The sequence below is a fragment of the Ruegeria sp. BE3 genome (assembly GCF_056538865.1).
Map to the genome: position 1 here is coordinate 17,774 of NZ_JBQFTW010000009.1, position 12,518 is coordinate 30,291.

10 protein-coding genes are annotated in these 12,518 nt (G+C 60.7%); 3 read left to right on the top strand and 7 right to left on the bottom strand.

Going from position 1 to position 12,518, the window contains the following annotated elements; translation table 11 throughout:
- Positions 1-7 precede the first annotated feature (7 nt).
- The 3 genes from ACR0AZ_RS17260 (at position 8) to ACR0AZ_RS17270 (ending at position 4,001) form a co-directional block, all read left to right on the top strand.
- A complete protein-coding gene (locus ACR0AZ_RS17260; protein WP_480667952.1) occupies positions 8-2,341 on the top strand; it encodes an aldehyde dehydrogenase family protein in 2,334 nt (777 codons plus the stop codon).
- 24 nt (positions 2,342-2,365) lie between these two features.
- Positions 2,366-3,181: an SDR family oxidoreductase gene (locus ACR0AZ_RS17265; RefSeq protein ID WP_480667953.1), complete on the top strand. Its 816-nt coding sequence runs from the start codon at positions 2,366-2,368 to the stop codon at positions 3,179-3,181.
- Positions 3,182-3,269: 88 nt separating this feature from the next.
- Positions 3,270-4,001: a Crp/Fnr family transcriptional regulator gene (locus ACR0AZ_RS17270; protein WP_480667954.1), complete on the top strand. Its 732-nt coding sequence runs from the start codon at positions 3,270-3,272 to the stop codon at positions 3,999-4,001.
- A gap of 3 nt (positions 4,002-4,004) precedes the next feature.
- Here ACR0AZ_RS17270 and ACR0AZ_RS17275 read toward each other — a convergent pair whose 3' ends face one another.
- The 7 genes from ACR0AZ_RS17275 to ACR0AZ_RS17305 form a co-directional block, all read right to left on the bottom strand.
- Positions 4,005-5,309 carry a M16 family metallopeptidase gene (locus tag ACR0AZ_RS17275; RefSeq protein WP_480659893.1) on the bottom strand — a complete coding sequence of 435 codons (1,305 nt, stop codon included), beginning with the start codon at positions 5,307-5,309 and terminating at the stop codon, positions 4,005-4,007.
- A complete protein-coding gene (locus ACR0AZ_RS17280; protein ID WP_480667955.1) occupies positions 5,306-6,646 on the bottom strand; it encodes a M16 family metallopeptidase in 1,341 nt (446 codons plus the stop codon). Before ACR0AZ_RS17280 ends, ACR0AZ_RS17275 begins: the two co-directional genes overlap by 4 nt.
- A gap of 89 nt (positions 6,647-6,735) precedes the next feature.
- Positions 6,736-7,248, bottom strand: a complete 513-nt coding sequence (locus tag ACR0AZ_RS17285) for a DUF3035 domain-containing protein (RefSeq protein WP_480471623.1) — start codon at positions 7,246-7,248, stop codon at positions 6,736-6,738.
- A 50-nt stretch (positions 7,249-7,298) separates the two neighbouring features.
- Positions 7,299-7,775 (bottom strand): signal peptidase II, encoded by a 477-nt coding sequence (lspA, locus tag ACR0AZ_RS17290; RefSeq protein WP_480471622.1) that lies wholly within the window; start codon positions 7,773-7,775, stop codon positions 7,299-7,301.
- The gene (purH, locus tag ACR0AZ_RS17295; RefSeq protein ID WP_480667956.1) at positions 7,775-9,364 is read right to left on the bottom strand and encodes a bifunctional phosphoribosylaminoimidazolecarboxamide formyltransferase/IMP cyclohydrolase; all 1,590 of its coding nucleotides are present in this window, start codon (positions 9,362-9,364) and stop codon (positions 7,775-7,777) included. The genes lspA and purH overlap by 1 nt, the downstream gene beginning before the upstream one ends.
- A 22-nt stretch (positions 9,365-9,386) precedes the next feature.
- Positions 9,387-11,126 (bottom strand): heparinase II/III family protein, encoded by a 1,740-nt coding sequence (locus ACR0AZ_RS17300; RefSeq protein ID WP_480667957.1) that lies wholly within the window; start codon positions 11,124-11,126, stop codon positions 9,387-9,389.
- 88 nt (positions 11,127-11,214) lie between these two features.
- Complete coding sequence (locus ACR0AZ_RS17305) at positions 11,215-12,474, bottom strand: RsmB/NOP family class I SAM-dependent RNA methyltransferase (protein ID WP_480667958.1); 1,260 nt, start codon at positions 12,472-12,474, stop codon at positions 11,215-11,217.
- Positions 12,475-12,518: the final 44 nt, after the last annotated feature.

The following is a 12,518-nucleotide window of genomic DNA, read 5'->3' on the forward strand; positions in this document are numbered from 1 at the left end:
GAAAACAATGACAGTCAAAGAGATTTTCGAAACCATGGACTACGGCCCCGCTCCCGAAAGCGCTGCCGAGGCGTTGGCCTGGCTGGTCGATCAGGGCGACAAGTTCGGACACTATATCGACGGTGCCTTCACCAAACCTGGCAAGGGATTCGACAGCCGCAACCCGGCGACCGGAGAGGTGCTGGCCAAGCTGACACAGGCGAAACAGGCCGATGTGGACGCCGCCGTTTCCGCCGCGCGCAAGGCCCAGCCAAAATGGGAGAAGTTGGGCGGCGCGGGCCGGGCGCGATATCTCTATGCCATTGCGCGGCTGTTGCAGAAACACTCGCGTCTGTTTGCTGTGTTGGAGAGCATGGACAACGGCAAGCCGATCCGTGAATCGCGCGACATCGACATCCCGCTGGCGCAGCGGCACTTCTATTACCACGCAGGCATGGCCCAATTGATGGAGAGCGAACTGCCCGACGCTCAAGCGCTGGGGGTTTGCGGGCAGATCATTCCATGGAACTTCCCGCTGCTGATGCTGGCGTGGAAGATCGCTCCGGCGCTGGCGATGGGGAATACGGTGGTTCTGAAACCCGCTGAATATACCTCGCTGACCGCACTGCTGTTTGCCGATATCTGCTCGCAGGCCGGGCTGCCAAAGGGCGTGGTTAACATCGTGACTGGAGACGGCGCGGTGGGCGAGATGATCGTGAACGCAGATGTAGACAAGATCGCCTTCACCGGCTCGACCGTTGTGGGGCGCCGCATTCGTGAAGCCACCTCTGGCTCGGGCAAAGAACTGACGTTGGAGCTGGGCGGCAAGTCCGCCTATGTCGTCTTCGACGACGCCGACATTGATTCAGCTATCGAAGGACTGGTCGACGCGATCTGGTTCAATCAGGGTCAGGTCTGCTGCGCGGGCTCGCGCCTGCTGGTGCAGGAAGGCATCGCCGACCGGTTCCATACGAAACTGCGCGCGCGCATGGACACGCTGCGCATTGGCGATCCGCTGGACAAATGCATCGACGTAGGCGCGGTTGTTGACCCTGTCCAGCTGCAGACCATCAAGGGCATGGTCGATAGCAACACGGTGGGTCACGTGCATCAGGCGGCGTGTGAGCTGCCCGCAAACGGTTGCTACTACCCGCCGACGCTGATCTCAGGCCTCGAAACCTCCGACCCGCTGATGCAGGAGGAAATCTTCGGCCCGGTGCTGGTGTCGTCCACCTTCCGCACGCCGGAAGAAGCGGTCGAGCTGGCCAACAACACCCGCTACGGGCTGGCAGCAACGGTCTGGACTGAGAACGTGAACCTCGCGCTGGATATCGCGCCCAAGCTGGTTGCCGGCGTGGTCTGGGTGAATGCCACCAATCTGTTCGACGCTGCCGCTGGGTTCGGCGGTGTGCGTGAGAGCGGTTTTGGCCGTGAAGGCGGCTGGGAAGGGCTGACCGCCTATACCAAGCCCAAGGGCAAGGCCAAGCCGCTGGCGAAGGTCGAGGCCGCGATGGGCGAAGGTGCCCCGGTCGACCCCATCGATCGCACGGCAAAGATGTATGTCGGCGGCAAGCAGGCGCGACCCGACGGTGGGTATTCGAAACCCATCTGGGGCAAGTCTGGCCTACTGGGCCATGTAGGCCTTGCCAACCGCAAAGACGTTCGTAACGCGGTTGAGGCTGCGGCGGGCGCCAAAGGCTGGTCCAAGACCACCGGTCACCTGCGGGCGCAGATCTTGTATTATATTGGCGAGAACCTCTCAGCCCGAGCCGATGAATTCGCCGTACGCATTGATGCGATGACCGGTAAGAAGGATGGCGCAAAAGAGGTCGACGCCTCAATCCAGCGCCTGTTTACCGCCGCCGCGTGGGCAGACAAATATGACGGTCAGGTGCATGGCGTTCCGATCCGGGGCGTTGCGATTGCGATGAAGGAACCGGTTGGCGTGATCGCTGCGCTCTGTGCGGACGAGGCGCCTTTGCTGGGTCTGATCTCGGCCATGGCTCCGGCGATTGCGATGGGCAATCGAGTGGTATTGGCCGCATCCGAGCCTTATCCACTGGCAGCGACCGACTTCTACCAGATCCTTGAAACCTCCGATGTCCCCGCAGGCGTGGTCAACATCCTGACCGGCAGTCATGCGGAACTGGCCAAACCGCTGGCCTCGCATCTGAACGTCGATGCTGTCTGGTCATTCTCGTCCACTGATTTGTCGAAAGAGATCGAGGTCGTCTCGGCCGGAAACCTGAAACGGACCTGGGTGAATAACGCGACGGCATTTGACTGGAGCGTGGACCATTCACGCCGCTTCCTGCAGGCTGCGACCGAAGTTAAAAACATCTGGGTGCCCTACGGCGAGTAGGGCCCCCGCATCAGGGAGGCCCGTATGGATTTTTCAGGACAAACCGTCATCGTCATTGGCGGCACCAGCGGTATCAACCGGGGCATTGCCGAGGCTTTTGCGGCCTCGGGTGCCAAACTGGCTGTGGCCAGCCGGTCGCAGGAGAAGGTGGATGATACCGTTGCAGCGTTAAAGGCGGCGGGCGCGCAAGACGCCATCGGTGCGGCGTTCGACGTGCGTGATCCTGATGCTGTGGCAGCGGGTCTGAAGCAGTTCCATGAGACGTTCGGAGACTTCGATGTATTGGTTTCAGGCGCAGCCGGAAACTTTCCGGCACTGGCAGCTGAGATGTCGGTCAACGCGTTCAAGACGGTGATCGATATCGATCTGATGGGCACAATCCATGTGATGAAAGGGGCGTATCCTTACCTCAAACGCCCCGGTGCGAGCATCATCAACATCTCGGCCCCGCAATCCTATCTTCCCTACGAGGGGCAAGCGCATGTTTGCGCGGCGAAGGCGGGCGTGGACCAGATCACCCGGACGCTCTCGATGGAATGGGGGGTCGAAGGGATCCGCGTGAACTCGGTCGTGCCCGGGTTCATTGAAGGGACCGAGGGCGCGAAACGTCTGGCTCCGACCCCGGATGCCGGTGAAGCGCTGCGCCGCGACGTGCCGTTGGGACGTTGGGGTCAGCCGCAGGACGTCGCCAACGCTTGCCTATTCCTCAGCTCGGACCTTGCCAGCTATATCAGCGGGACGGTTCTGGCCGTTGACGGAGCACTTTATCAACGTGGCTCCGGCAAATTCGGCCAGATGATGGGAGAAATGCTGCGCGCACAGGCTAAGGCACAGACATAAAACAAATTAGCCTGTGAAATTGTTCATATACAGCATGTAACCAATTCCGCAGAGTCCTGCCCATCACAATGTAAGGATGGGCCAAGACATGCTGACATTGCCTTTTGGCACCCCGGAAACAGCGCAAATCATCGTGATGATCGGTGTACTGGGCGCAGGGCTATACATCCTGAACTATTTCCTTCTGCAAATGGGGATCGTGCGGGGCAGCGGTGTTCTGTATCCGGCGCTGGTGATTGTAGCTGCCAGCTGCGTGCTGATCAGCATGGCCGAAGAATTCAACCTCGCGGGTTCGATCATCCAGATGGCCTATATCCTGATCTCGGTCATGGGCCTGGTACGCGGATATCTCTCGCATCACCTTGTGCGGTTCTCCAAACCCGAACGGCAATTCGTCGAGAACTATCTTGAGACGCTGAAGCCGCATCATGCACGCAGGCTGTTGAACACGGCCATTCTGGTCACGTTTGAACCCGGCGAAACGGTGATCGAAGAAGGCATCACCAGCGACTATCTGGCTTATGTACTGTCGGGCCGCACCACCATCCTCAAGACTGGTCAGGTCATCAACCAATGCGGCCCCGACCAGATTCTCGGAGAGCTGACCTTTGGCATCGGAGTGCCTGCAACCGCAACGGTGCGCGCAGCCGAACCGACCACCTGTCTGGTTTTCGACAGCCAGCGCCTTGCCCGTCTGCTGCGGCGCAATCGCCAGATCGACGACGCGCTCAAGGCCGCGCATTTCCGGCATGCGCGCCAGAAGCTGCTAAGCAGTAACAATCACACGGTCAAAGCGCGCACCACCGCAGTTGCGGCCTAGGCGTCAACCATCCAGACCCACCGGCTTGCCCACAATGGTGAAGTGCAGACCCTCTGGGTCCAGCAGTTCAGAGGCGACGCGGTTGACCTCTTCCAGTGTCACTGCGTTTACCTTGTCATTGCGGGTGGCGATGTAGTCGATAGGGAGCTCTTCCATCTGCATCCCGACCATGATCCCGGCGATCTGGCCATTGCCATCGAAACGCAGCGGGTAGGCTCCGGTCAGATAGGTCTTGGCGTCATCCAGTTCCTTCTGGGTTACCCCCTCGGTCGCCGCACGGGCCCATTCATCGCGGATCACCTCCACCGCATCTGCGATGCGATCATTGGCCGACGATACCGACCCCAGATAGACCGAGGCCAGATCCTTGGGCACAAGGAAGGTCGAGATGCCATAGGTCAGGCCACGTTTTTCGCGCACTTCCTGCATCAGGCGGCTCTCAAACCCGCCACCTCCAAGGATGTGGTTTAGAACGAAGGCGGCGAAGAAATCCGGATCATCGCGGTCGATCCCCGCATGACCAAACAAGGCAACTGACTGCGGAGTATCAAAATCCACCACGCTGATTCCACCGGGGATATTCACCTCAGCCCGGTCCGGAATCGGTTTGCCGGTCGCCGGAAAATCCGCAAGCAGGGTGTCCAGCAGTGCACCCAACTCTTCGGCTGTGATGTCGCCAACGGCTCCGACATAGAGACGATCCCTGACAAATACATTGTCATAGGCGGACACGATATCCTCACGCGACAGGGCCGAGACGGATTCGATCGTCCCCTTGCCATCCGTGGCATAGGGGTGATCACCGTAGGCCATCTGGGCGAAGCTGCGCCCGGCTATGTCGTTCGGGTCGGTCTGATCCGATTTAAGCCCCGAAATCACCTGGGCGCGCACCCGGTCGATTGCGTCCTGATCAAACCGAGGTTCGTGCAGGGTGGTGCGCAACAGATCAACCACCTCATCGCGGTTCTCGGTCAGGAACCGTGCTGAGATCGAAACGGTATCATCCGTCGCGCGATACGTGAACGAGGCCGCCAGTGACTCTAGCTCGCGGGCGTAGGTCCGGGCGTCCATATCTCCGGCACCCTCCTCGATCAGGCCGCTCATCAGATAGACAGCGCCTCGCTTGTCGGCGTCATCCAGCGATGTCCCACCCCGAAAACGCAGCTCCAGCGCCGTGAAGGGGATCGAGTGATCCTCGACCAGCCAGGCCTTGATCCCGGCGGGAGAGGTAACCTCTTGGATATTGATCTCGGCCCAGGCAGGCAGGGCAACGACAAATGCGATCAGCGTCGCGAAAATCCGTTTCATTGGGTCACCTCATCGTCGCGCATCAGCCAGCCGGTGACCGAGGTTTCCAACTGCAGCACCTCGCGTGCTGCTGCGATGATCTCGTCCCCGGTGACAGCCTGAAGGATATCGGGCCAGTCCTGCACGTCCTCGACTGTCAGACCACTGGTCAGCGCCCGGCCATAGCGGTTGCCGATGGCGTCCACATTGTCGCGCGCGTAGATTTGCGATGCGCGCAGCTGCATCTTGATCCGGTCAAGGTCGTCTTCGTTGACACCTTCGGCAATGAAATCGGCAACGGTCTGATCCATTGCATCTTCCGCCTCCTGCAATGAGACGCCTTCGGCGGGCACCACCAGCAGGTCAAACGTGGTGTCATCCAGCGAAACGCCACGATAGAACGCGCCGGCATAAACAACCTTCTGCTGCTCAAACTGCAGTTTTTCGTTCAGGTAAGACGTCGTGCTACCGCCAAGCAATTCGGCCAGCAGGAATAGCGCAGCAGCCTTCTCCTGCGCACCCGCATCCCGTTCCGGCGCAAGATAGCTGCGTTGGACATAGGGTTGCGCAACGCGGGCATCCTTGAAGGTCAGACGACGTTCGGCCGTCTGGGGTGGCTCTTGCGAGCGGATGCGTTCTGGCAGATCTGAATTGGCAGGGATTACGCCATAATACTGATCTGCCAGCGTTCTGACCTCATCGGGGTCGACATCGCCCGTGACGACCAGAATGGCATTATTGGGCGCGTAATGGGTTTGATAGAAGGACAGAGCGTCATCCATATCCAGCGTCTCCATCTCGTGACGCCAGCCGATAATGGGCACGCCATACCGATGGTTGAGATACTGCGCCGCATTCATCTGCTCGCCGAACAGTGCGCGGGGGCTGTTTTCCGTGCGCTGATTACGCTCTTCCAGGATCACATCGCGTTCAGTGACAATATCGTTTTCAGTCAGACGAATGTTGCGCATCCGATCTGATTCCATCCGCATCATCAGTTCCAGCCGGTCGGCGGCAACGCGCTGAAAATAGGCGGTGTAGTCATAAGAGGTGAAGGCATTGTCATTGCCGCCATTGGCAGCAACGGTGGCCGAAAACTCTCCCGGAGCCAGCGTGTCGGTTCCCTTGAACAGCAGATGCTCAAGAAAATGCGCCACACCTGATGAACCGATGGGCTCATCTGCCGATCCGGCCCGATACCAGACCATATGCTGCACGACCGGCGCACGGCGATCTTCGATCACCACGACATCCATGCCGTTATCAAGCGTAAAAGTTGTAACCGCCTCTTGCCCCTCTTGCGCCCAAAGAGGGGTTGCAGCGATCAGGGCTGCCGACAGTGCCAGGGCCCGAACCATGGGGCGTCCTCCGTTTCGTTTGATGACAATCAAACTACGGTGGTGGTGCGCGGGTTCAAGGCCAATGACAGAAAGTTAAGAAGAATTCATCACTGCGGCGGTGCGGACGGAGTCTCAAGCCCACGGCTGCGCGCCGCTTCGTTCACATCGTTCGCATCAATCGCCTCACGCCGGTAGGCTTGCGCGTAACGGTCCACAGGGAACAGGCGAATACGCGTCAGGCGCTGCTTCTTCCGGCGAAACTCGGCATCTTCTTCGGCAACTACCTGACGGGTGTTCGCCGGCACGCCATATCGGCTTGATGCCGTCACCAGTGCCGCATCACCCGACGGGATGCCAGCGTTCGGGTTCAGTGCAGCCTCACTTCCACCCAGCGCCACAACTGCATCCGCCGTGGGGTTGGGATCGGTGAGGTTGCCACCACCCGGCGTCGGGGCAGGCAGGAAGGCATAGTCCTTTGGCTGGGTCAGCGGCTTGACCGGCAGCACCGCAAACTCATCCGGTCCCTGCCCCGGGGCCCGAAGGTTGCGCAGACCAATATCGGCACAGCCCGCAACCGAAGCGGCGAGTGTCAGGACAAGAATGGTGCGCGGCAGTCGCATCGGTATCTCCAGCCAGTTTCAGGGGCTTTTATCGCATATCGCAAAGCGCGTCACGAGGGCTTTTTGCTATCAAACAGCACTAGGCCCAAAGCTCCCGCAAATATGAACACATCAGCCAGATTGAAAACAAACGGATTGTCGATGCCGCAGCAGGACATGTTCAGAAAATCCAGAACATAGCCATAAAGCACTCGGTCCACGACATTTCCCAGCGCGCCCCCGATCAACAGGCCTCCGCAGAACAGCATGAACTTGGTGGGGGTCGCGCGTGCCAGCCAGATCAGGACGCCAAGGCAGATCACCAGCGAAATGCCGATCAGCACCCAGCGCGCGGCGTCGCTGTTGCCTTGAAACAGGCCAAAATTGATGCCGCGATTCTCGCCGTATTTGAACACGACAAGCGGTGGCAGAATGTCGATGCCATTGGGATGTTCGACCACGCGCATCACATGAACAACCAGATACTTGCTGATCTGGTCGATCAGAAACGCGGCCAGACCAGCCCAGAGGAGGAGCGCATTTCGCATCAGTGACGGAAATGACGCATGCCGGTGAAGACCATCGCCAGACCAGCCTCATCCGCTGCCGCGATCACTTCGTCATCACGCATCGAACCGCCGGGCTGGATAACGCACGTGGCCCCGGCTTGCGCCGCCTCCATCAGACCATCGGGGAAGGGGAAGAACGCATCTGACGCCACGGCCGAGCCGATGGTCAACGGTTGCGGCAGGTCCAGTGCTTCGGCCATGCGCTCGGCCTTTTTGGCCGCAATCAGGGCCGAATCGACGCGGCTCATCTGGCCCGCACCAACGCCTACGGTCGCGCCATCTTTGACGTAAACGATAGCGTTGGATTTGACATGTTTTGCCACCTTCCACGCGAACAGCAGATCGCGCATCTGTTCATCAGTCGGGGCCTTCTTGGTGACGACCTTCAGGTCATCCATGCCGACAAAGCCGTTGTCCTTGTCCTGCACCAGCAGGCCGCCCGCCACCTGACGCACGGTTTTGCCACCGGCGGTCACATCGGGCAGCGCTTCGGTGGTCAGCAGGCGCAGGTTCTTCTTGGCGGCAAAGATCGCCTTGGCCTCGTCTGATGCGCCGGGGGCGATGACGACCTCGGTAAAAATGCCGGTGATCTCTTGCGCAGTTTCTGCGTCCAAGGGCTGGTTCAGCGCCACGATGCCACCAAAAGCTGAGGTGCGGTCGCAGTCGAACGCGGCTTTGTAGGCTTCCAGCAAGGTTGCACCCTTGGCTACGCCGCAAGGGTTGGCATGTTTGATGATGGCACAGGCCGCGCCGTCGGCGGGGTCGAATTCAGCCACCAGCTCAAAGGCCGCATCGGTGTCGTTGATGTTGTTGTAGCTCAGTTCCTTGCCCTGATGCTGCACGGCTGTTGCCACGCCGGGACGGCCCGAACCATCGGTGTAGAATGCCGCCTGCTGATGGCTGTTCTCGCCATAGCGCAGGGTCTGTTTCAGCTCGCCAGCAAAGGCGCGGCGTTTCGGGGCCTCTAGCTGTAACGCGTCAGCCATCCAGTTCGACACGGCGGTGTCATAGGCGGCAGTACGTGCATAAGCCTTCTGGGCCAGCCACTGGCGGAAGCCCAGCGAGGTCTTGCCGTAGTTTTCTTCGAGCTGATCCAACAGCGATGAATAATCCTCGACATCGACCACGACGTTCACAAAGGCATGGTTCTTGGATGCCGCCCGGATCATCGCAGGGCCGCCGATATCGATGTTCTCGATGCACTCGTCATAGCCTGCGCCTTTGGCAACGGTCGCCTCGAAGGGATAGAGGTTCACGACCAGCAGGTCGATCGCACCAATGCCGTGTTGCTCCATCGCCGCGACATGGGTGTCATTGTCCCGCAATGCCAGCAGCCCACCATGCACCATCGGATGCAATGTCTTGACCCGTCCATCCATCATCTCGGGAAAGCCGGTGACCTCGCTGACGTCCTTCACCTCAAGGCCAGCCTCACGCAGTGCCTTCGCTGTGCCACCGGTCGACAGCAACTCAACCCCACGTTCGGCCAGCGCCTTGCCCAGCTCGATCAGCCCGGTCTTGTCGGAAACGGAAAGCAACGCGCGGCGCACGGGGTGAAGATCGGTCATGGGTCCAAAGGTCCTTTTGGCGTCAGTCGAATACGGGCTCGTCCCGGTGCGTGTCCCGCACGGCATAGGCTGTATCCTGAGCCTTGCTGAGCGTCCACCGGATGCGCGTCGCATACTCCATTGCGCGGCCAGATAGAACGATCTGTTTTGTCGCGCGCGGCTTCAAACGGCCTTTTTCCAGATAAACGCTTGGTTCAACAGACAACTTTCCGATGTTGTCATGACGGAAAACCCAGATCTCACCGCTTTTGAGCGCCATCGACACCGCCGCGCCGCCCAGATCCAGCGCTGCATCGACGTCGGGATGCAGGTGAAAGCGGATGTCAAACGCGATCCCCTTGAGGTTGGCGGCATCCATCGCCCGGTCGAACTGCCGCTTGGCCTTGTCGGTTGCCGTTAGCAGAATATCCTCGCCCGCCAGCTCGCGCCCGTCAAAGCGCAACTCCAGGGTTCGGGCATGGGTCAGACCGAAAACCTTGGCATAACCGTCATGACCGGCCATGAAACGGGTACCCTCGAAGGCGTCTTCGAAATCCACCGGCACGTCCTGAGGGCCGTCGACCAGCGCCTCATGCGCCGCGCCTTTCATCGGCGCGGCAAGGCGGGCGCTGGAATATCCGTCCACGCATAGCGTCGAGTGCGAGGGCGTGGCCCGCCCCGCCCGGCGCCAGTCCTGCCCGAAGCTGCCGCCCGAGCCGCAATTCACGATCAGGGGGCGACGGCCCGAGGTCAGTTCAAACGCAAGGGTCGAAGCATGGGCATTGTATGATGCAGCCCCTTTTGGCGGCGCGCTAGCATCGACCAGCACCGTGGTCCGCGACGCTGCCAACCTGGCAAAGCCCATCGATAGGTCTGAATGATCCTGCGGCTTGACCCCGCTTTGCGCCAGCGCCTGATCCAACCGCCCCTCAAGCCCGCGCCCACCGCCATGGAACCGCGCCAATGCGCCATCTGCATGGCGCAGATTACGCAATGTCGGAGCGATCCGCCGGATCGCCCCGGTCTGGGCCGCAGGCGTGCCCCGGCCCACCTCGCTGAGAGCCGCCGAGGTCCAGGCAAGCAGGGTGAAAACCTCGAGTAGCTCCTCGGGGTTGCGGGTCAGGATACCCCCTTCCGCATCAATCTGGCGTTCGCATTCACGGGCCATAGCCTTGAGCGCTGGATCAGCCATCTGCTCCAACCCATCCAAAGCCAAACCAGCTTGCACCAGACCACCCAGCGCTTCGAACCTAGGAAGGCCCGGCGTCGCCGAGGTCCAGCGTTTGGACAGGAACCATGTCTGTTGCGCCAGCGACCGGAAAAATCGCTTGCTGTGCGCCTCATCCATCCCGCGCAACAGGAATTGCGCATGGTTAATCCAGCGCGTTACCCGCCGCCCTGTCAGATCCGGGGCCCAGCCGGGACCGTGCCCGCGCCCATGCGCCTCAACCCAACCCCATACCCAACGCTGCGCTTTTTCACGCGCGCGATAATCACCGACAGCGGCCAGATCATCCAACCAGGAAAATCCGTGGCGTTCATCGTCGAAATCCGTGCTGGGGGCGGTCACATCCCAGAGATCTGTATCATCGGCTTCAACCAGATACCCGGCGAACAGCAGGTTCCCGGCTACCAGCTGCCGACCGCGTGCAAAAGACCCCACCGTGCGCGGTTCGGGTTGGCCCACGAAACCGGCGGCGGGTTTTTGCCTTTGACTCAGGCGCGCGTAGAGACGGTTCTGAAACCGCGTCCAGCGATTGGCCATTGTGTCCGAGTTTGACATGACGCTTGCGATTCTGCCCCTTGCGCTCTGCGGGCGCTTGACCACACGATAGACCGGTCCGCTCGTCAAGTCATCGAAAAGCGTCGCGTCAGGCGGATTTGTTCAGGCAGGCGATATAGAACCCGTCCATACCGCCCCTGTCGGGCCAGTAGTCGGGGCGCAAACGCAGGCCACCTTCCTCAGTGATCCAGCCTGTTTCAACGCCTTCTAGTTCAAGCGCGGCACGGTCGATCTGCATCTCGGGGTGCAGATCCAGCGCCTCTTCGATCTGCACTTCGCCCTCGTCGGGCAACAGGGAACAGGTGCAATAGACCAGCCGCCCGCCCGGTTTCAGCAAGGACCATGCGTGGGCCAGCATCTGCGCCTGCAACTCGATCAGCCCGCCGAATTCCGAGCCGTCCTTGGCGAAAGGCAAATCCGGATGGCGGCGAATCGTGCCTGTCGCCGAACAGGGCGCGTCGAGCAGGATGGCGTCGTATTGCCCCTGATGTTCCAACGCATCACTGGTGATCACTTCGGCCCTGAGGCCTGTTCGTTTCAGATTCTCACGCACCCGCGCCAGCCGCGCCTCGGAAATATCCAGCGCTGTGACCTCGGCTCCCGCCGCAGCCAGTTGCAGCGTCTTACCGCCCGGCGCGGCGCAGAGGTCCAGCACCTTTTCCCCGGCTTTCGGGGCCAGGACCCGCACGGGTAAGGCCGCCGCCGCATCCTGTACCCACCAGGCGCCCGCCTCATATCCCGGCAGAGTTGAAACCTGCCCCGCATCCCGCAGCCGGACCGAGCCAGTGGGCAGCACCTGACCACTCGGCGCGTCAGCTCCGGGCTTCAATGTCACGTCCAAAGGCGCGCCGCTGAAATGGGCCTGTTCCATACCCTTCACCGCGTCCTCGCCCCACGCCATGATCAGCGGATCACGCAGCCACTCGGGCAGGCGGGGCACGCGCATTTTGGGCCAAGCGTCCGGGCCATCGGCGGCAATCTTACGCAGAACCGCGTTTACCAACCCCTTCAATCGCCCGTGCTTGCGCGAGCGGCCAACGATTTCGACCATCGAATTGACCACCCCATGGGCAGCTTCACCCTGACACAGTTCAACCGTGCCAAGCCGCAGAGCGTTGTGCACGGTCAGCGCCGGTGTTTGTCGCAGATGATCGGCCAGCAACCGATCGGCACGCTCTAGCCCGCGCAGGGATTCAACAGTCAATCGTTGAGCGCGCGCGCGATCTTCCGGCGCAAGGCGGTCCAACGCTCCGGCCGCAAGGCATTCTGGCAACAACCGGCCCTCACCCAATATCTGATCCAGCAGATAGATGGCGCTGCGCCGCGCGGCTGTTGCAGAGTTTGACATGATGCTGAGTGTCCCTCGTGACCTTTGCCCGCATTGCCTTGGGC